Below are 18,191 nucleotides of genomic sequence, written 5' to 3'. Positions count from 1 at the left end.
ATGTACACAACTCCATCTTACCAGACCGCAGCCGCCAAACAAAAACGCCGCCCGGATGAACGGGGCGGCGCATCGGCCGTTCTAGCTTACCTTGCTGATTGTCTGGGCGAGGGCAAAATCCTTGCCCGTCAGTCCTCTCGCGTCCCGGGTCGTCAGCGTAAACGTGACCGCCCCGCCGGAGATCTGGATCTCGACGTGCTGGCTGTCGTGTTCCAACTGCTCCGCCACGCGGTTGACGAAGCTGACGGCGGCGGCAAAATCGGGACAGTGGTACGTGCGGGCCAACGCCATCCGGTCTTCCACCAGCCTCCAGCCGGGCACTTTGTTCATGTACACTTTCACCTGTTCCAGTGTCAGTCTGCTCATCAGCACGCCCCCTTCGCTCGGTGAACGGAATTACCACCATCATATTCACCGACACGTCCGGTTAGTCACGCTGATCAGCGCTCAGCCTGCCGCTTGCGGGCGTAGAAAATCATGCGCGGCGACGTTTCCGCCTCGTACGGCCGGAATTCGTAGTCGCCGTAGGTTTCGATCCGCTCAAATCCGGCCCGGCGCAGCATGGCCGTCATCTCCTCCACGGAGAACAGGCGCACCTGCTCCAGATAGACGCGGGGCTCGGGCTGCTCCGCATCGTTGACGACGATCCGCTTCTTGACAAACCCGTCTTCGATCCAGCGCTCCTCCTCGATGAAGAGGCCGGCGACCTCTTTCGTCGAGCGCGGCACGAGATGGGCCTTGACGTAGGCCGGATTGAGGTAATCGATGACAACTTCCCCGCCCGGTTTCAATGCGGCGGCCATGTTTTGGACCACCTGTGCGTTTTCCTCGTCGGAAGCGAAGTAGCCGAAGCTGGTAAACAGGTTGACGACGATGTCAAACTCTTCCCGAAACGGGATGTGGCGCATGTCGTAGCGGTAAAAGCGCAGGTTGGGAAACGAGTTCTGTTCCTCCGCCAACTGCAGCAGGACGGACGACAAGTCCACCCCGACCACGTCGTATCCCCGGCGAGCCAAGGCCCGCGAGTGACGCCCGCTCCCGCAGCAGAGGTCCAGCACCCTGCCCGTGCGCTTGATCGGCAGCCGCTTCAGCAAATTGGCGATCTCCTCGTCCGCCGAAGCATCGTCGCGGTGTTGGTACACCAGCACGTAATCTTCACGAAAGCTGCGTTCAAACCATTCTTCTGCCATTTCTGTGCTCCTTTGATTTCCAAGATGCCACTATTATACCACAGCCGGATTGGGCCAAAGCCCATTTCACCCGCCTCGAAGTGCAGCGCAAGGCGGGGACCTTCGCCCCTCACGGCAGGACAGGGTCACCCCCCCGGCCGGCACCGATTCTGCGCGCGGAAAAAACCCCCTCGATCGGCATGGGTACACGCCGCCAGGGGGTGCTTGCACTCGATTGGCCTTATCGGCGGAACGACCGACCCAGGCGGATTTTTTCCGCCACCCGGGACAGGACCACTTCCACCGAGGACTGATCGGCCACCACGTCGTACTCGTTGATGTTGATCCGCAGGACGGGACAGGCGGAAAACGAGCGAATCCAGCGTTCGTACCGCTCGTACAAATCCCGCCAGTATTCGACCGGCGTCCGCTGTTCCATCGGCCGCCCCCGCTCCTTTACCCGGCTGAGAATGTCCTCAAAACTGCCCTCCAGATAAATCAAGAGGTCGGGATGGGGGAAGTACGGCGTCATCACCATGGCTTCAAAAAGCTGGGAGTAGGTCTGGTAATCTTCCTCGGTCATGTGCCCCTGTTCGTACAGCATGCGGGCAAAAATGCCCGTGTCCTCGTAGATCGAGCGATCCTGAACGAACCCCCCGCCGTATTCGAACATGCGCTTCTGTTCCTTGAAGCGCTCCGCCAGAAAGAAAATCTGGAGGTGAAAGCCCCACCGGGAGAGATCCTCGTAAAAGCGGCCCAGGTACGGGTTGTTGTCCACCTTTTCCACGGAGACGCGGAAGCCCAGCAGCTCGGCCAGCGCGCGCGTAAACGTGGACTTGCCCACCCCGACCGTTCCGCCGATGGTGATCACGGCGTTGCTCGGTATGCCGTATTTTTCGCGAAGATGGCTGTTCCTAAATCCTGACATGAACGTAACTCCTTCTCCTGTAGTTGCGGTTGGCCCTTTGGAAACGCTCACGATTCCTGCAGCGCCCTGATCTGCGGCCCGATCTGGCCGAGCACGTAGGCGAGATCCTCCGGCCTGTGCACGAAATCCAGATCGTCGCAGTGAAACTTGATCACCGGCGTATCGGGATGACACCGTTCAAACGCTTTCATAAATTCGTCGTAATCGGCGATCAGGTTTTTCATGTACCCCACATCCATGTTGCGCTCCACGTCCCGGTCGCGCATCGCGATCCGCTTCATGACGGTGTCGATCGAAGCGGTCAGATAGACGACCAGGTTGGCCTGCGGCAGACCTTCGGTGAGGATGTCGTAAATCTTTAAATACTTTGGCAAATTTTCACCGTCCAGGGTCCTTTTGGCAAAGATCGTGTTTTTGAAAATGTTGTAATCGGACACGACGGACACGCCCTGCTGCAGGTACCGGGAGCGGATGTCCTGAAGCTGCTTGTAGCGGTTGCAGAGAAAAAACATCTCCAGTTGGAAACTCCACTCCGCGATGTTCTCGTAAAACTTCCCCAGAAACGGGTTTTCGTAGACGATCTCTTCCAACAACTGCAGCCCGAAAGCCTTGCTGATTTCCCGGGACAGCGATGTTTTGCCGATTCCGATCGGCCCCTCGACGGTAAGCAAAATGGACTTCATGACTATGTACAAATCCTTTCCCACGATATGAGAGCACTCCATATTGTAGCATGGACGGTCACGGTTTGTCGAAAAGATTCGATTCACGGGGGAAACATTGGCAGCTTTATGGCAGCAAACAACCTGTGGGCCGGCCAGCAATCTGCCAGGCCGACCCGTGATACGAAAACGAACGAACCGGTGTTGTCTGATACGGCATACCCTGGACGGCGGAGCATGGCCCCTTGATCATCAGCGGCTTCAGGTGAAGTACTCGATTTTCGCCTGCGGAAACAGCCGGGCAATCTCCCGCTCCAGGTGGGCTTGCAGTTCTTTGGCCTGCTCGTCCGGATAGACGTATTTGCCTCTGCCGTACTTGCCCCACTTGTATTTGCGTTCCGCTTCGTTCATCTCCAGTCTGGTTTTGGGATATCGCTGCAAGATCAGCTTCTTGGCCACTGTGGTAAAGCGGTGCTGGATCAGTTCAAAAGTCAGGTCCTCCATCGCCTCGGGGACCAACTGCTGCCGAAGCCTTTCCAGGAGATCGGTGTAGCCCGCTTCCCATCCGTCAAAGCGGTAAAGCGGCGCCAGAATGAAGCCGAGCGGATAGCCGGCCCTGGCCACTTTTCCGGCCGCTTCCAAACGCTGTTCAAAGCTGGACGTGCCGGGTTCGAAGTTCTTGATCACGTAGTCCGCGTTCATGCTGAAGCGAAAGCGGGTCTGCTTGTTGTGCCGGGCGTCGAGCAGGGAGTCCACATGGTGAAACTTGGTGACGAACCGCAGCCTCCCCAGCGGCTGATTGCCGAAAAACTCGATGGCCCGCTTCAGATTGCCGGTAATGTGCTCGATGCCGACCGGGTCGGAGGTACAGGCCGCCTCAAACCGGGTGATCCGGGGGGCCCGCTCGCGGATGTACCGCTCTGCCTGGGCAAAGATTTCGTCCGTGTTGACGTAGACGCGGACGTACGGCCTGGTGCCGATGTTGGTGTTCAGGTAGCAGTAATGGCAGTGAGCCGCGCAGCCGGTGGCGAGCGGCAGGGCGTACTCGGCCGACGGCTTGGACGGCTCGAACTTCAGCGTCTTGCGCACGCCTACGACCAGTGTCCGCTTGGCGTTGCGGTACTGCTGCACCTCCGTCTCTCCCGGAATGCCGCGCACCTGATTGTGACTGGTCGTCATCCGGATGGGCAGGCCCCGCTGTTGATACCGCCGGTACAGTTCCCGGCCGAGCGGGTAGTCCAGTGCGGCCGGTTCAAAGAAGACGAAATCCGGCTCAAACAGGTTCGCCTCGCTGCCGTCCGTCGATGCCGCCTTGTTCAACCTTGTCGTTTCCATGGCAGGTTCCCTCCTCCGGCTAGTATCTCCTGCCCGCCGAACGTCCACCGCGGAGAAACCTGGCTGGCACCTACTGCAAGGTCTGTTTGAAGCGGCGCAGCCACTGCTCGGCCTCTTCCCGCTCCTCCGCAGGCACCTGCAGCACGTAGACGTGTCCGGCCCGCTTTGTCCGCTGCGCCAAGAGCCTCACCCGCACTCCCCTCGTTTCCAGATACCGCCGGCACTCCTGGGCCATTCGCGGCAATCCGTATGATTCGTGAATAGTCCTCCATTTGATCCACATGTTTGTTTCCACCCGCCCTTTCCATGCTCGATACCATACTGTAAGCAGCTGCAGGACGTCCGGTTCAACCTGGACAGCGGATCAACCGCGCGCAGGCAAAACCGTTTGCCGCTCCCGGGCGTCTAATAAGACGGGAGGGGTCGACGTGAACCTGGAACAGCTTGTCGCGGCTGCGCAGCGCGGAGACGACGACGCGTTTTACCAATTGATTCGCGCACACAAGGAAAAACTGTACAAGGTGGCCTACGCTTTTTTCCGCAACGAGACGGACGCCCTGGAAGCGCTGCAGGAAGTGACCTGCCGGGCCTACCTGAAGCTCTCCAAGCTGAAAACTCCCGCCTACGTGTCCACCTGGCTAACGCGGATCATGATTCACACCTGCATTGACGAGCAAAAGCGAAAGCGGCGCTGGCAGTTGAAGCCGACCGAACGGGAGGCCGCCCACGTGGAGGACACCGACAGCCGGCTGCAAATCGACGAGGCACTGTCCCGCCTGGCTCCCGTCCAGCGCCAGGTGATCATTTTGAAGTACTTTGAAGATTTGACCATCCGGGAAATTGCCTCCCTGCTCGGCCACCCGGAAGGCACGATCAAGACGTGGCTGCACAAGGCGCTCGGCACCCTGCGCGAAGATCTGGGAAAAGGATGGTGATCACGGTGCGTGACTGGGAGCAAACGGAACAGCAGTTGTCCGAGATCAGGGAGCGGTATCAGCATGTGGCGGTCCCGGAACAGGCGGATCGCTACATCCTGGCCGGCATGGTGGAAGCGCGGCGGCGGCAGATGCGCACGCAACGCCTGCGCCGGATTGGCTGGTCGGCGCTGACCGCCTGCGTGCTGATGCTGGGGCTGGTCTTCTCCATCCGCCTCTCCCCCGCCGTCGCCGCCTACGTCAGCCGCGTTCCCGGCTTGAAGCCGCTGGTGGAGCTGATCCAGTACGACAAGGGACTGCAGATGGCGGCCCGCCACGGTTTGACCCAGCCGGTTAGCAGGTCAGCCGTCCGCGACAAGGTGAGCTTTACGGTGGATCAGGTGTTGATGGACAAAAGACGGATGCTGATTGTTTACACCATCAGGAACGCGGAGCCGGGACATGTGATGGAGCTGGAAAATCTGGAACTGTACGATCCGTCGGGAAAACCGTTGGAGGGGGGGATCTCCTGGTCTCACCAGCCTGCAGTCGAAGAGGCGGTCGTGATTCATAACAAGCTGGAAGTTTACATGCCGGATGACGTCCCGATCCCGGACCGCATCACCGCCAAGGTCACCCTGTCCGTGGACCATCAGGTACTGGAGCCCTTGTCCGTGGACATCCCGATCGACAAGTCCACATTCGCCGACCTGACAGAAAAGGTGTACCCCGTCAACAAAACAGTGATCGTGGACGGTCAGGCCATCACGGTGGAGAGCGTCACCGTCTATCCGACGCAGACGGAGGTGGCCATCCGCTTCGACCCGAAAAACAGCAAGCGCATCTTCGGCTTTGACAACCTGCGTCTGGTCAACGAAAAAGGGGAGACGTTCGCCTTCTGGGGGAACGGCGTATCCAGCCGTCCCGTCGACGAGGACAGCGTGGTCTACTACCTGGAGAGCAGCTACTTTACCCCGCCGGAAAAGCTGTACGTGACAGCCGACGGCATCCGCGCCCTGGACAAGGACAAATTGCACGTGGTCATCGACGCAAAAACCGGCCGGCTGCTGCAGGCGCCGGACGACAGACTGCGGGTGGAAGCCCTGCGGCAGAACGGAGACGTGGTGGGGCTGGACCTCGGTCTGCGGGTGGAGGAGCGCGATCTTCACCAGTTTCACCCGTATGTCCGGGATTTTACCGATGACCGGGGCAACGAGTACGAGCATGTCCAGGGGACTTCCTACGTGGACGGCGGCGTCCAGCATTATGGGGAACTGTTCAAACGGAAAACGGAGAAGGGCGTTCCGTCCACGTATCGGTTTACCCTGTCCTATTATCCCGCGAAACTGAATGGGGACTTTACCGTCTCCATCAAATGATCGGCTGCGGCCGGTTGGAACGGTTGCCATCGGCCGGACGGAACGTTTGGCATCGGCGGCTCGGGCCGTCACCCGGACGTTCGACCGCCTTTCCGCCATAACGAAGAAGAGCCCGAGGTCTCCTCGGGCTCTCTGCTGCTGTTTTATTCAATGGTTGCCCAGTGATTGGTCGGGCCGTGCCCGCCGCCGATTTGCGGTGCGGTGGCGATGGCCTGGACGATGAAGCGGTTGGCCCGCTCCACCGCTTCCACCAGCGGTTTCCCCTTGGCCAGTTCCGCCGTCAGGGCCGCGGAAAAGGTGCAGCCGGTCCCGTGGGTGTGCCGGGTATGAATGCGGCTGTGGGCCATTTCGTAAAACGCTTGTCCGTCGTACAGCATGTCGACGATCTCCTCGCCGTCCAGGTGTCCGCCTTTCATCAGCACATGGCGTGCGCCCAGGGCGTGAATCGCCTTTGCCCCTTCCCGCATGTCCGCCGGCGTGCGGATCGTCATGCCGGTCAGGCACTCCGCTTCCGGCAGGTTGGGCGTCACCACTTCGGCCAGCGGGAGCAGGTGTGTTTTCAGCGCGTCAATCGCTTCGTCCAGCAGCAGCTTGGCCCCGCCCTTGGCGACCATCACCGGGTCGACCACCAGCTTTTCCAGGCGAAACGCGCGCACTTCCTCCGCCACCGCCCGGATGATCGCCGCGTCAAACAGCATGCCCGTCTTGGCCGCGTCCGCGCCGATGTCCCGCAGGACTTCGCGGATTTGCTGCGTCACCGCTTCGGTCGGCAGCGGGTAGACCCCCGCCACCCCCAGGGTATTTTGCGCGGTCACCGCCGTGATGGCGCTGGTGCCGTAGACGCCGAGCTGATGGAACGTTTTCAGGTCCGCCTGGATGCCGGCGCCGCCTCCGCTGTCCGAACCCGCGATGGTCATCGCTTTTGCAACCGTGCTCATGTTCTCTCCTCCTGTCAGTCTCTCGCTCTTACCCGAGTATATCATCCGCCCGGCTCCTTCGGTATACTAGATACGAGGTTTGAAGGATCAGGCAAAAGGAAGGGGTTTTGGCATGACGTACCGCAGCCTCTACTGGCTGACCGTTCTCCTGCCGCCATTCATCATCGGCGGCTTTGAATTTGTCCGGCACGATTTTCTGCTCGAATACCTGTCGATGGAAACAGGCAACGTCTACATTACGATCCTGACCCTGCTGCTTTCGTTTCTGTTTGCCACCTGGATGTTCCGCAAGATCGAGCGGATGAATGCCAAGCTGGTGGAAGAACAGGCGCGCCGCGCGGTGTACGAGGAGCGGGAACGGCTGGCGCGGGAACTGCACGACGGCATCGCCCAGTCGCTCTTTTTCCTCAACGTCAAGCTGAAGCAGGGACAGCTTGAGGATGCGCGGGTGGCTGTTTCGGCCATCGACAATCATGTCCGGCAGGCGATTTTCAACCTGCGCTCCCTGCCCGAAGAAGGCAGCAGCTTCACGCAGCGCGTGGAAAAGTGGCTCTCCCAGTGGAGCGCGCTGTCGGGAGTGGATGTGACGCAGGAGGTGAAGCTGGACGACGGCTTTTTTTCACCGGCCGAAGAGGTGCAGTTGTTCGGCGTCATCCAGGAGGCGTTTGCCAACATCCGCAAGCACGCCAATGCCCGCCACGCGTGGCTGAAGCTGGTCGGTGCCGGTCCCGGAAACTGGCAGCTCGTGATTAAAGACGACGGCATCGGAATCCCGCCGATTGACGGCGAAGCGAAAAAATACGGCCTCGCGATGATGTGCGAGCGCGCCAAGCAGTTGGGCGCCGCCATCGTCATCCGCCAGCGCGCGGCAGGCGGCACGGAGATACGGCTGACGGCCGGAAACGGAGGAATGGGGAGATGAACGCATACCGGGTGTTGATTGCCGACGACCATCCCATGGCGCGAATGGCGATCCGCAGCCTGTTGGAACAAGATCCGTCCTTTGAGGTGATCGGCGAGGCGGCCGACGGAGAGGAGGCGTACACCCTCTGCGGACAGCTTCAGCCCGATCTGGTGCTGATGGACATCAACATGCCCAGGTGGAGCGGCCTCGAAGCCACGCGGGAAGTGAAAAAAGCGTACCCGCACATCAAGGTGGTGATCCTCAGCGTATCCGACGATGTCGGCGACCTGATCACCGCCATCCAGTTCGGCGCCCAGGGGTACCTGCTGAAAAACCTGGAGCCGGACGACTGGATCACCTATCTGCATGCCCTCCTGGGGGAAGACAGCGACGTCTCCCGCGAAATGGCGACGCGGCTGCTTCACCGCTTCCGCCAGGAGGAAAGACTGGACGAGCCGACGCCGGACGTGCTCACCCCGCGCGAACGGGAGATCGTCATGTACGTGGGGGCCGGCAAAACCAACCGGGAGATCAGCGACGCGCTGATTATCGCGGAAAACACAGTGAAAAACCACATCAAAAACATCTTGGAAAAACTGCAGTTGGCCAATCGGGTACAGTTGGCCGCCTATGCGGTCCGCCACCATCTGCTGAAAAAATGACGGGGACAGGTGATGCGTTCACCTGTCCCCCAGCCGCTTCTATGGGGCAGCGGCGTTGAAGTCGTAGTACACGTACGGATCCTTGGGCGCCTTGACGGGCTGGATCCGGGACGCCTTCAGCACCAGCATGTCGTATCCGTCCACGCTGCGAAGCTCCAGTTTCCCCCTCACCTTCACCCAACTGTCCGTTGCCCATTTGCTCGCCGCCTTGTCTTCCACCAGGATGCCGAAGACGGTGGCGTCCGCGGTGCAGCAGGAGACGGAAAAGCGGGCGACGACAAACTGCTGCGGCGTAAAACCGGGTTCGCGGTAAACAAAGCCGAGCGTTTCCAGCTCCTTGCCGGCAAATTCCTTGGCGTACAGCTCCATCGTCGTCAGGCCGTCGAGAAACAGCTTGTCGTCCAGGTGAATCACCGGCTGCTTGTACAGGGATACGGCGATGTCCGTGTAAAAATCGCCGAAGCTGTTGGCGGCAAATCGCTGGCGGATCTGCTCGTCGGTTTGCGGAGCCGACTGGTTGGGACTCCCGCTGTCCCCCGCTTTTTCGGGGGCATCAGACCTGCCTGGGCCGCCATTGCCGGACACCGTTGTATTCCCCGTCTCACCCGCCCCTTTCGCCTTCTCCGTCCCGTCCGTCATCGCGTTGGCGTCAGGCGCGGGCGAACCCGCCTGATCCGACCCCGGCTTTGTCGAACTGCCGACGGATTGCACCCATTTTCCCTCTCCGGTCAGCAGCGTGACGCCGCGCTTTTCCGCGACCGCGCTGCCCAGCGTCTTGTCCGGCAGCACAAGCCCCATCACCAGCGGCAGGGCAAACAGGCCGTAGACCACCAGCGCGGTGAAGGGACTGCGCGGCACCTTGTGGGCGTCTCCGCAGTCGCACTCGTACGAGTCCGGACCGACCACCGCCTGCCGGATGCTGACGGCTGTCAGAAGCGCCAGGATGGCGACGGTTACGTAGCTGAGCATGTGCAGCCGGGGCGCCAGGTAGTGGCTGAGGCGGCCGGTGACGATCAGATCGGCGAGCAGCAGGGTAAATCCCAGCAGGATCAGGCTGCGCATGATGTAGTGACGTTTGACTGTTGACGGTTGCACCTCGATCTTCCTCCCCTCATGTCGGCATCAGCATGGTGACGACCAGCACCAGGAGCGTCACCGTCACCAGCAGCTTCACGACGAACCCGGCCCGAAACGTGCTGAACAGCATCAACGTGTTTTTCAGGTCCAGCATCGGGCCGTAGACGAGAAACGCAAGCAGCGAGCCCGCGTGAAACGTGTTGGCAAAGGATGCCGCGATAAACGCGTCCGCCTCCGAGCACAGGGAAAACAGGTATGCCATCCCCATCATCACCAGGTGGGAGGTGAGCGGCGTCTGCCCGATCGAGAGCAGCGTGTCCCGGCTGACGAAGACCTGGAGCAGCGCGCTGATCAGGGCACCGAACAGCAAGTATTTTCCCATGTCAAAAAATTCGTCCACCGCGTGGGAAAGGGTGGTGCTCAGCTTTCCGCGGATCGCTTCCGTATGGGCGGCCTCGTGCAGAATCTGCCGCTCTACTCCCAGGCGCAGCGGATTGCGGCGGACAAACAGCCAGACGAGCACGCCGGCCGCAAGCGCGACGATCAACCCGGCTGCCGCCCGGTACAGCGCCATGTCCGGCTGCCGCTGAAACGCGAGAAAGGTGGACGACAGCACGACCGGATTGACGATCGGCCCGGCGAGCAAAAAGACGATCCCGACGTGGACAGGCATGCCTTTTTGGATCAGCCGCCGCACCACGGGGATGACGGCGCATTCGCAGACGGGAAACAGAAAACCGAGCAGTCCGGCAAACGGGAGCGCCAGCAGCGGATTGCGCGGCGTCCAGCGGCGGACCTGCTCTTCCGTGACGAACGTCTGGATAAAGGCAGAGAAAAACACGCCCAGCAGGACAAAAGGAATTGCCTCCAGCATAATGCTGAGAAACAGGGTTTTGACGTCCATCCAGCGTCCGGACAACTCCAGCCTGCCCGGGGAAAACAAGCCGTCTCCGCTTCTCGCCGTCAGCCAGACGACGGCCAGCCCCAGGAGGACGGCGCCCATTATCTCAATGAAAAACGTTCGGAGTTTGGCCAGCACGTTCGCTACCTCCATCCCTTTGCAGCCATTCTTGTCCTCATCATTATACAAGGAAATTGGCGGAAAATGACTTGCACACTTTTTTTTCCAGCCGTTCCGTTTTATAATAGCTGCAAGAGGTGATCGCGTGAACACCAGGGAACGGCACAAGGAACCCGCGCACGACGCATGCGGGATTCGGTTCGCTGCCGGACACAAGGGGACCGCCTGATCCCCCGCGTGCACGAAACGAAAGGTGCGGCCGCCATGTTCAAGGCGCTCGATGGCGATCGCGTGCGACACCTCATCCTGTCAGGCGTGGAGCGCCGCCACACACAAACCGTTCCACTTCAAATCCCTGCAGCCATTCCGGCATGATTCCCGAGCCAGCTCATCTCTCCTCCGCTGCCCGGCTCCGGAATCGCTTCCTCTCCCTATCGCTGTTTCCTATCCATCACTCATCCAAGCCGAACCGTCTCGCCCACACCTGAAAAGGAGGTGATCCCCCCGATCACGGTCCGTTTTCACGATGGTTGACGTTGACGCATGTCCGGAGAAAATCTCTTGACGATGGGAGGCGCTACGGATGAACCACCCTGATTTTTCCAACCTGCAGACGTGTGTGGAAGATGCGAAAACGGCCGCGTTGGATACAAACGCCGGACCGGCCGACCCGACGGATTACCGGCAGCTGCTGATTCGCCTGGAAGCGGCACGGGAGAAACTGCCGCCGCTTTATCGGGAGAAAGTGTTCCAGCCGATCGCACGCGCACTGGACGAGCTGTCCGAGTCCGGATTTGTCGAGCTGCTCAAGCGCGACCCGGACCGGGAACGGGAAGCGGGTCTTCTCATGGACATCGTCCAGGCGATTCTGCAAAACGGGGAAGGGTACGAACAGATCGCGACAGATGCCTTTCAGGAAGTGGTCAGCGACTTGTACGACGGTTTTCTCAGCGCGGGTGACCGAGCCGGAATCAAACCTCCGGACCACAGCGTGATTGCCCCGCTTGTCAAATGGGGACGGCCCCAGTACGGGCCGTACACGTGGCCGGTGGACGCCGCGGCCCACTTTGGACTGGAGACGGGCATCGTCAACCTGCCCCCCTCCCATGCCAAGCAGGGCCTGCTCGCCTGGTCCGCGCTCGCCCACGAAACGGCCGGACACGACATTCTGCACGCCGATACGGGGCTGCTGCAGGAGCTGTCACAGGTCGTCCGCCAGGAACTTATCGGACAAAAGTTCAGCCGGAGCTTGGCCGAGTACTGGGCGCTCCGCATCGATGAAACCGCCTCCGACGTGCTGGGCGTTCTCAACATGGGTCCGGCCGCGGGCATTGGCTTGATCGGTTACTTCCGCGCCTTGAACGGCGCTTGGGGAGGCACGCCCAAGCTGCGCAATACGGGTCCCGACTACGATCCCCACCCCGCTGACATCCTGCGCGGATACTTGGCGGCCGAGACCGTCCGGCTGCTCCGTTTTGACGGCGCGCCGCTCTGGGCGGACGCCCTCGCGGCGGAAACGGACAAAGACCTCGGCACGATCGTGTTGGGGCGAACGACCGTCGACGCCGATACGGCAAAGCGTTCCGCCGCCGCCGTCGCCGCCGCCATCGCGGAGTCGCCGTTGAAGAGCCTGGAGGACCACGCGCTGGCCCAGATCCAGAACTGGCACGACCGCGACGAGCAAATTGCCGCCAGCATTCGCTCCCATCTCGCCTCCGCCGGCGACCTGAACGATTGCTACGTGTCGGGGATGTACGCCGCCCATGTGGTGGCTGCCGCCGTCACCGGCGCGCTGGGACAGGGCGCCAACATCCCGGAGATTTTCCAACGCATGGTCACCGTGTTGAAAAGCATGCACGATGCCAATCCGGCATGGGGGCCGCTGTACGTCAGACATCCGGGCGATCTCCAGCCCCATCGGGTCTACACCCGGCCTGCCGCCGAGTCGGTTGCCGCCGGCTGATCCGGCACACACCGGGCCGTTTGGGCAGCAAATTTGTTCCGACTATTTCGAATTGATCGGCACCGTAAGAAGCATGTCTCCGCGGAGAACGCGGAAACATGCTTCTTTGCTTGTCGCCGTCCGGCATTGCGCCAGGTTCGACCGCCTGGAAGGGGCAGATGATGCATCCAAACATCCAAACATATGATTGAGTGTTCATACGTTAATATGTTATGATTTTCTTGCCATCACATGGGAAAAGGGGACAATCGTATGAACGCGTATGATGTGCTGGTGATCGGCGCCGGCCAGGCGGGGCTGGCCATGGGCTATTACCTGCGGCAGGCGGGGCTCCGCTTCCTGATTGTCGACCAGTGCGAGCGGGTGGGCGATAGCTGGCGGCAGCGGTACGACACGCTCGTCCTGTTCACCCCGCGCTCTTGCAGCGACCTGCCCGGCCTGCCCTTCCCCGGAGAGCGGGACGGACTGCCTGCAAAAGACGACGTGGCTGACTACCTGGAACAGTACACCGCCCATTTCTCCCTGCCTGTCCGGACGAAATCGCCCGTCTCGTCGGTTGAGAGGCACGGCGATGGGTTTCTCGTCGCCAGTGGACAGGAGAAGTGGTTCGCCCGGCAGGTGGTGATCGCCACGGGACCGTTTCAGACACCGTGGATCCCCGCGATCCACCGGGATGCTGCCCCGGATGTCGTCCAACTGCATACGGCTGCGTACAAAAACGAACGCCAGCTCCGCCCCGGACCGGTCCTGGTGGCCGGGTCCGGCAATTCAGGGGTCCAGATCGCCGTGGAACTTGCCGCCTCCAGACCGGTCGTTCTCTCCATGGGGCGGCCGCGTCCGTTTCTTCCCCTGCGTCTTTTGGGAAAACCTATCTTTTGGTACCTCAAGCTGTCCGGGTTTACCTCCATTCCCGTCACCACCCTGCCGGGACAATGGCTGAGCAGGCGGCCCGATCCGATCATTGGCTACAAGCCGCAGCTCCGCCGCCTGGAACAAGAGGGACGGCTGCGCGTGACGGGGCGGACCGTCCGCCTGTCCGGCCGCATCGCAACCTTTTCGGACGGCAGTCAGGCGGAAGCGGCCAACATCATCTGGGCGACCGGATTCCGACGCACGTATGACTGGCTTCATGTCCCGGGCGTATTGGACGCAAACGGCCGTCCGATTCACCGGCGAGGCGTCACGCCAGCCGCCGGCCTCTACTTTCTCGGCCTGCCGTGGCAGTACCGCCGGACCTCCGCTCTCCTGGGCGGGGTTGGCGAGGATGCGCGCTACCTGTTCTCGCACATCCTGCACACGTCCGGCCGACATCATGTGACGTAAGGGGGAATCCGCATGGGTTTGCATCACCATCACGGCCATGCCCACGACGACGGCCACGGCCATCACCACCACGGCAAAGGGGCCAGCAAGCGCGCCCTGCTGATCGCGCTGTTGATCATCACAGCCTTTCTCGTCGTGGAAATCGTCGGCGGCATTCTGACAAACAGTCTGGCGCTCCTGTCCGACGCCGGTCACATGGTCAGCGACGCCTCCGCCCTGCTCTTGAGTCTGGTGGCGCTGCACGTGGCCGCCCGTCCTCCTTCGAACCAAAAGACGTTTGGGCTGCGCCGCCTGGAAATCCTGGCCGCTTTGACCAACGGCGTCACGCTGGCCGTGATCTCGCTGGCGATCCTCTGGGAGGCGTACGAGCGGCTGCGCACCCCTCCGGAAGTGGCGAGCGGCACCATGATCCTGATCGCCTCGCTGGGGCTTGCCGCCAACGTCGCCGCCGCGTACGTGCTGATGCGCGGCGACTATCGGGAAAACGTAAACGTGCGCAGCGCCTTACTGCACGTGCTGGGCGACCTGCTCGGCTCCGTCGGGGCCATCATCGGCGGGCTCCTGATGCTCTGGTTCGGCTGGTACATCGCCGACCCACTGATCAGCATCGTCGTCGCCGTCCTGATCCTGCTCAGCTCGTGGCGCGTGACCAAGGAATCGGTCAACATCCTGATGGAAGGATCGCCGGCCCGCATTGACGTCGCCCGCGTCAGCGAACGCCTGCTGCACCTCGACGGGGTAAAGGGTGTGCACGACCTGCACGTCTGGACCGTCACGTCCGGATTTGATTCGCTCACCTGCCATCTGACCGTGGAGGACGACCGGCCCAGCTATCCGATCCTGAACGAAGCGATCCGGCTGCTGCACGACGAGTTTGGCATCTCCCACGTGACCATCCAGATCGAAGACGAAACGGTCCGGCACGCCGAACTGGCATGCGAACACGGGGGACCCGCGAAAGGCGGCCATGCGCACGGCCATTCCCATTCGTAACACAAAAAATCTCCTGCGCATCCTGCACAGGAGATTTTTCTTTTATGGCGGGGATCAGTCTTCCATCGTGGACAGGTCGCCGGTCGGCAGGCCCAGCTCCCACGCTTTGAGCACGCGGCGCATGATCTTGCCGGAACGCGTCTTCGGCAGCTTGTCGAGGAATTCGATTTCGCGCGGCGCGGCATGCGCGGCGAAGCCTTCCTTGACGAATTTGCGGATGTCTTCCATCAGCTCTTCGCTCGGTTCGTAGCCCGCGCGCAGGGAGATAAACGCCTTGATGATTTCCCCGCGCACCGGGTCCGGCTTGCCGATGACGCCCGCTTCCGCCACCGCCGGGTGTTCCACCAGCTTGCTTTCCACTTCAAACGGACCGACGCGCTCGCCGGAGGTGTTGATCACGTCGTCGATGCGGCCCTGGAACCAGAAGTAGCCGTCCTCGTCCTTGTAGGCGGAGTCGCCGGACACGTACCAGCCCGGGAAGCGGAAGTACTCCTCGTACTTCGCCGGATTTTTCCAGATGTTGCGCATCATCGACGGCCAGCCGGTGCGGATGGCCAGATTGCCCATCCGGTTGGGCGGCAGTTCGTTTCCCTGATCGTCCAGGATGGCCGCGTAGACGCCGGGGAAGGGCTTGCCCATCGAGCCAGGCTTGATCGCCATGCACTTGTAGTTGCAGATGAGCTGTCCCCCCGTCTCCGTCATCCACCAGGTATCGTGGATGCGCTGGCGGAAGACGCGCATGCCCCAGTAGACCACTTCCGGGTTGAGCGGTTCGCCGACGCTGAGGATGTGGCGCAGCGACGACAGGTCGAAGCGCTTCACGATTTCGTCGCCTGCCCCCATCAGCATGCGGAAGGAGGTCGGGGCGCTGTACCAAACGGTCACCTTGTACTTTTGAATGGTGTCGTACCACTCTTCCGGCTTGAACCGTCCGCCGCGCACCACGTTGGTGGCGCCGTTCAGCCAGGGGGCAAAAATCCCGTAGGCCGTACCGGTTACCCAGCCCGGGTCAGCGGTGCACCAGTAGATGTCGTCTTCCTGGAGATCGAGGACCCATTTGCCGGTCTGGTAGTGCTGGATCATCGCGTTGTGAACGTGCAGCACCCCTTTCGGCTTGCCGGTGGAGCCGGAGGTGTAGTGCAGGAGCATGCCGTCTTCGCGGTCCACCCACTCGATCTCCAGTTCGGGGGATGCGGATGCCATCGCTGTTTCATAGCTGATTTGCCCTTCCTCGAGACCGTCCGTGGCCCCGACCAGGATGACGTGCTTCAAGGCCGGCAGATCTTTCACCGGAACGCGGGGCAGCAGCGCAGGCGTGGTGACGATGGCGACCGCCTCGCTGTCCTCCAGCCGGTCGCGGACAGCCGCTTCCATGAACGCCTCAAACAGCGGCCCCACGATCGCACCGATTTTCAACGTCCCTAAAACGCTTACATAAAGCTCCGGCGAACGAGGCATGAACACGAAAACGCGGTCGCCCTTGGCAATGCCCAGGCTGCGCAGCACATTGCCGAATTTGTTGGACAGTTCGCTCAACTGTGCGAACGTGTAGCGCTCGTCTCTGGTCGCGTCGCTGTACAGCAGGGCGATTTTGTCTTTGCGCTCCGTCTGCAGGTGACGGTCGATCGCCTCGTACGCGATGTTGACTTTTCCCGTTTCGTACCAGGAAAACTGCTTTTCCACGTCGGCCCAGTCAAAGTTGGCGTAAGCCTCTTCGTAGTTCTGCAGGTTGAACCGTCCTTCCGTGGGCGGAATCAGTTCGACTTTCATTCTCTCACTCTCCTTGTATGACTGAAGGATCACTGCTTCATTCAGCTTTTTCATAATATTTCTGCACTTCCCGACAAATTCCTGCTGCCAGAAACCTACTTATGAGAAAGCGGAAAAAATCTTGTATAATGATCAGGTAGTTTGCTAGAAAGCGGAGGTGACACCAGATGTTCTGGTTTTTGATATTGTCGCTTTTTGCCGTTTTGCTTGCGCGCGCCTACCGCAATACGTTTGATCTGAACACCCGCCGCGTCAACGTGGCCGTCCAGCCGTCGGAACGCCTCGGCGAATCCGCCAGCTTCGAGCCGCTTGCCGTGCTGCACCTGTCCGACCTGCACATGGAAAACATCTCCATCGACGCGGAGCGGATCGTCCGGGACTTTTCCGGACAGCGCATCGATTTGATCGCAATTACCGGCGACCTGTTGGACCGCCATAAAAATATTCCCAAAGCGGTGGCCTACGTGGAAACCGTGATGAAACTGAAACCGCGCCTCGGCACCTTCGTCGTCTTCGGCAACCATGACTACGTGCTGGCTCCCCCGAAGCTGGGGCTGTTGAAAGCGGAGCTGGAACGGATCGGCTGCCGGGTGCTGGTGAACCAGCACGAGACGGTGCTCCACAACGGAGTGCCGGTGCACGTGATCGGCGTGGACGACTACTCCACCGGCCGCAGCAACCTGGCCGCGTCGTTTCAGCATGTGCCGGCAGAAGGCGTGCGCCTCGTACTGACGCACGATCCCAACCTCGTCCTGGAAATGCGGGACTATCCGTACGACTATCTGCTGTCCGGCCACTTTCACGGCGGGCAGATTCACTGGCCCAAACCGTTTCACCTCGTCAAGATGGGCCGCCTGCCCAAGCTGAACATGGTAAAAGGGCTGCATCGCTACGAGGGACGCCCCTTTTACATCAGCGAGGGCTTGGGGCAGACGGGGATCAACATCCGTCTCCGTTCCCGTCCGGAGATCACGCTGCACACGCTGGTTCCCGCAGGCTCGCTGTCCGGCCATCCGACAGCGGAGACAGCCACTGCAGCTCGAACGAAAAGCCCCGCCGCAAAACCAGGCGTCGTCGCAGCCAAGCCGGGCGCGGTTGCGACAGAAGCCGCCCGCACACTGGCCCTTGAGTAAGGTATAATAATGGCATCTCG

Annotated in this window: 18 protein-coding genes; 8 read left to right on the top strand and 10 right to left on the bottom strand. The window is 61.0% G+C overall.

Features of this window, described 5'->3' with window-relative positions:
- Positions 1 to 81 precede the first annotated feature (81 nt).
- The 6 genes from M516_RS0111695 to M516_RS0111670 form a co-directional block, all read right to left on the bottom strand.
- Positions 82 to 366, bottom strand: a complete 285-nt coding sequence (locus M516_RS0111695; RefSeq protein ID WP_029099276.1) for a 4a-hydroxytetrahydrobiopterin dehydratase — start codon at positions 364 to 366, stop codon at positions 82 to 84.
- 74 nt (positions 367 to 440) lie between these two features.
- Complete coding sequence (locus tag M516_RS0111690; RefSeq protein WP_029099275.1) at positions 441 to 1,190, bottom strand: class I SAM-dependent methyltransferase; 750 nt, start codon at positions 1,188 to 1,190, stop codon at positions 441 to 443.
- A 220-nt stretch (positions 1,191 to 1,410) separates the two neighbouring features.
- Positions 1,411 to 2,097, bottom strand: coding sequence for a deoxynucleoside kinase (locus M516_RS0111685; RefSeq protein WP_029099274.1), 687 nt, complete (start codon positions 2,095 to 2,097; stop codon positions 1,411 to 1,413).
- Between the two features lie 47 nt (positions 2,098 to 2,144).
- Positions 2,145 to 2,780, bottom strand: coding sequence for a deoxynucleoside kinase (locus tag M516_RS0111680; RefSeq protein WP_029099273.1), 636 nt, complete (start codon positions 2,778 to 2,780; stop codon positions 2,145 to 2,147).
- Between the two features lie 240 nt (positions 2,781 to 3,020).
- A complete protein-coding gene (splB, locus tag M516_RS0111675; protein ID WP_029099272.1) occupies positions 3,021 to 4,094 on the bottom strand; it encodes a spore photoproduct lyase in 1,074 nt (357 codons plus the stop codon).
- 70 nt (positions 4,095 to 4,164) lie between these two features.
- A complete protein-coding gene (locus tag M516_RS0111670; RefSeq protein ID WP_029099271.1) occupies positions 4,165 to 4,377 on the bottom strand; it encodes a hypothetical protein in 213 nt (70 codons plus the stop codon).
- A 145-nt stretch (positions 4,378 to 4,522) separates the two neighbouring features.
- Here M516_RS0111670 and M516_RS0111665 point away from each other — a divergent pair, with 145 nt between their 5' ends.
- Both M516_RS0111665 and M516_RS0111660 read left to right on the top strand, forming a co-directional pair.
- Positions 4,523 to 5,029, top strand: coding sequence for a sigma-70 family RNA polymerase sigma factor (locus M516_RS0111665; protein WP_029099270.1), 507 nt, complete (start codon positions 4,523 to 4,525; stop codon positions 5,027 to 5,029).
- A gap of 5 nt (positions 5,030 to 5,034) precedes the next feature.
- A complete protein-coding gene (locus M516_RS0111660; protein ID WP_238550970.1) occupies positions 5,035 to 6,387 on the top strand; it encodes a DUF4179 domain-containing protein in 1,353 nt (450 codons plus the stop codon).
- A 143-nt stretch (positions 6,388 to 6,530) separates the two neighbouring features.
- On the opposite strand, the gene thiD is transcribed toward M516_RS0111660, so the two are convergent.
- Positions 6,531 to 7,325: a bifunctional hydroxymethylpyrimidine kinase/phosphomethylpyrimidine kinase gene (gene thiD, locus M516_RS0111655; protein WP_029099268.1), complete on the bottom strand. Its 795-nt coding sequence runs from the start codon at positions 7,323 to 7,325 to the stop codon at positions 6,531 to 6,533.
- Positions 7,326 to 7,437: 112 nt separating this feature from the next.
- Between thiD and M516_RS0111650 the strand changes: the two genes are divergently transcribed.
- The gene (locus M516_RS0111650; protein WP_029099267.1) at positions 7,438 to 8,247 is read left to right on the top strand and encodes a sensor histidine kinase; all 810 of its coding nucleotides are present in this window, start codon (positions 7,438 to 7,440) and stop codon (positions 8,245 to 8,247) included.
- Positions 8,244 to 8,891 carry a response regulator gene (locus M516_RS0111645; protein WP_029099266.1) on the top strand — a complete coding sequence of 216 codons (648 nt, stop codon included), beginning with the start codon at positions 8,244 to 8,246 and terminating at the stop codon, positions 8,889 to 8,891. Before M516_RS0111650 ends, M516_RS0111645 begins: the two co-directional genes overlap by 4 nt.
- 39 nt (positions 8,892 to 8,930) lie before the next feature.
- Here the strand turns inward: M516_RS0111645 and M516_RS0111640 are convergent, their stop codons facing one another.
- Together M516_RS0111640 and M516_RS0111635 are read right to left on the bottom strand one after the other, a co-directional pair.
- Positions 8,931 to 9,953: a TIGR03943 family putative permease subunit gene (locus M516_RS0111640; RefSeq protein WP_416358660.1), complete on the bottom strand. Its 1,023-nt coding sequence runs from the start codon at positions 9,951 to 9,953 to the stop codon at positions 8,931 to 8,933.
- Positions 9,954 to 10,002: 49 nt separating this feature from the next.
- The gene (locus M516_RS0111635; RefSeq protein WP_238550980.1) at positions 10,003 to 10,872 is read right to left on the bottom strand and encodes a permease; all 870 of its coding nucleotides are present in this window, start codon (positions 10,870 to 10,872) and stop codon (positions 10,003 to 10,005) included.
- Between the two features lie 700 nt (positions 10,873 to 11,572).
- Between M516_RS0111635 and M516_RS23365 the strand changes: the two genes are divergently transcribed.
- The 3 genes from M516_RS23365 to M516_RS0111620 all read left to right on the top strand — a co-directional run bounded on the left by M516_RS23365 (position 11,573) and on the right by M516_RS0111620 (position 15,268).
- Positions 11,573 to 12,952: a hypothetical protein gene (locus M516_RS23365; RefSeq protein ID WP_035289636.1), complete on the top strand. Its 1,380-nt coding sequence runs from the start codon at positions 11,573 to 11,575 to the stop codon at positions 12,950 to 12,952.
- A gap of 252 nt (positions 12,953 to 13,204) precedes the next feature.
- Positions 13,205 to 14,275: a flavin-containing monooxygenase gene (locus M516_RS0111625; RefSeq protein WP_029099263.1), complete on the top strand. Its 1,071-nt coding sequence runs from the start codon at positions 13,205 to 13,207 to the stop codon at positions 14,273 to 14,275.
- 12 nt (positions 14,276 to 14,287) lie between these two features.
- Entirely contained in the window at positions 14,288 to 15,268 is a 981-nt protein-coding gene (locus M516_RS0111620) for a cation diffusion facilitator family transporter (protein ID WP_029099262.1), read from the top strand.
- A 54-nt stretch (positions 15,269 to 15,322) separates the two neighbouring features.
- Here M516_RS0111620 and acsA read toward each other — a convergent pair whose 3' ends face one another.
- Complete coding sequence (gene acsA / locus M516_RS0111615) at positions 15,323 to 17,038, bottom strand: acetate--CoA ligase (RefSeq protein WP_029099261.1); 1,716 nt, start codon at positions 17,036 to 17,038, stop codon at positions 15,323 to 15,325.
- Between the two features lie 167 nt (positions 17,039 to 17,205).
- On the opposite strand from acsA, the gene M516_RS23360 reads away from it, so the two are divergent.
- Positions 17,206 to 18,171 carry a metallophosphoesterase gene (locus M516_RS23360; protein ID WP_081656526.1) on the top strand — a complete coding sequence of 322 codons (966 nt, stop codon included), beginning with the start codon at positions 17,206 to 17,208 and terminating at the stop codon, positions 18,169 to 18,171.
- Positions 18,172 to 18,191 lie beyond the last annotated feature (20 nt).

Origin of the sequence: Brevibacillus thermoruber 423 (assembly GCF_000454065.1) — a bacterium.
Taxonomy (GTDB): Bacteria; Bacillota; Bacilli; order Brevibacillales; family Brevibacillaceae; genus Brevibacillus; species Brevibacillus thermoruber.
Note: the sequence above shows the minus strand (reverse complement) of the source record. Positions and strands in the feature narration are given on the sequence as shown.

Excerpts from the sequence above, each read along its gene's own strand:
- M516_RS0111645 (WP_029099266.1), top strand. The coding sequence starts at position 8,244 with ATGAACGCATACCGGGTGTTGATTGCCGACGACCATCCCATGGCGCGA.
- M516_RS0111695 (WP_029099276.1), bottom strand. The coding sequence starts at position 366 with ATGAGCAGACTGACACTGGAACAGGTGAAAGTGTACATGAACAAAGTG.
- M516_RS0111690 (WP_029099275.1), bottom strand. The coding sequence starts at position 1,190 with ATGGCAGAAGAATGGTTTGAACGCAGCTTTCGTGAAGATTACGTGCTG.
- M516_RS0111680 (WP_029099273.1), bottom strand. The coding sequence starts at position 2,780 with ATGAAGTCCATTTTGCTTACCGTCGAGGGGCCGATCGGAATCGGCAAA.
- M516_RS0111685 (WP_029099274.1), bottom strand. The coding sequence starts at position 2,097 with ATGTCAGGATTTAGGAACAGCCATCTTCGCGAAAAATACGGCATACCG.
- M516_RS0111625 (WP_029099263.1), top strand. The coding sequence starts at position 13,205 with ATGAACGCGTATGATGTGCTGGTGATCGGCGCCGGCCAGGCGGGGCTG.
- M516_RS0111670 (WP_029099271.1), bottom strand. The coding sequence starts at position 4,377 with ATGTGGATCAAATGGAGGACTATTCACGAATCATACGGATTGCCGCGA.
- splB (WP_029099272.1), bottom strand. The coding sequence starts at position 4,094 with ATGGAAACGACAAGGTTGAACAAGGCGGCATCGACGGACGGCAGCGAG.
- acsA (WP_029099261.1), bottom strand. The coding sequence starts at position 17,038 with ATGAAAGTCGAACTGATTCCGCCCACGGAAGGACGGTTCAACCTGCAG.
- M516_RS0111635 (WP_238550980.1), bottom strand. The coding sequence starts at position 10,872 with ATGGACGTCAAAACCCTGTTTCTCAGCATTATGCTGGAGGCAATTCCT.
- M516_RS23365 (WP_035289636.1), top strand. The coding sequence starts at position 11,573 with ATGAACCACCCTGATTTTTCCAACCTGCAGACGTGTGTGGAAGATGCG.
- M516_RS0111650 (WP_029099267.1), top strand. The coding sequence starts at position 7,438 with ATGACGTACCGCAGCCTCTACTGGCTGACCGTTCTCCTGCCGCCATTC.
- M516_RS23360 (WP_081656526.1), top strand. The coding sequence starts at position 17,206 with ATGTTCTGGTTTTTGATATTGTCGCTTTTTGCCGTTTTGCTTGCGCGC.
- M516_RS0111620 (WP_029099262.1), top strand. The coding sequence starts at position 14,288 with ATGGGTTTGCATCACCATCACGGCCATGCCCACGACGACGGCCACGGC.
- thiD (WP_029099268.1), bottom strand. The coding sequence starts at position 7,325 with ATGAGCACGGTTGCAAAAGCGATGACCATCGCGGGTTCGGACAGCGGA.
- M516_RS0111640 (WP_416358660.1), bottom strand. The coding sequence starts at position 9,953 with ATGCGCAGCCTGATCCTGCTGGGATTTACCCTGCTGCTCGCCGATCTG.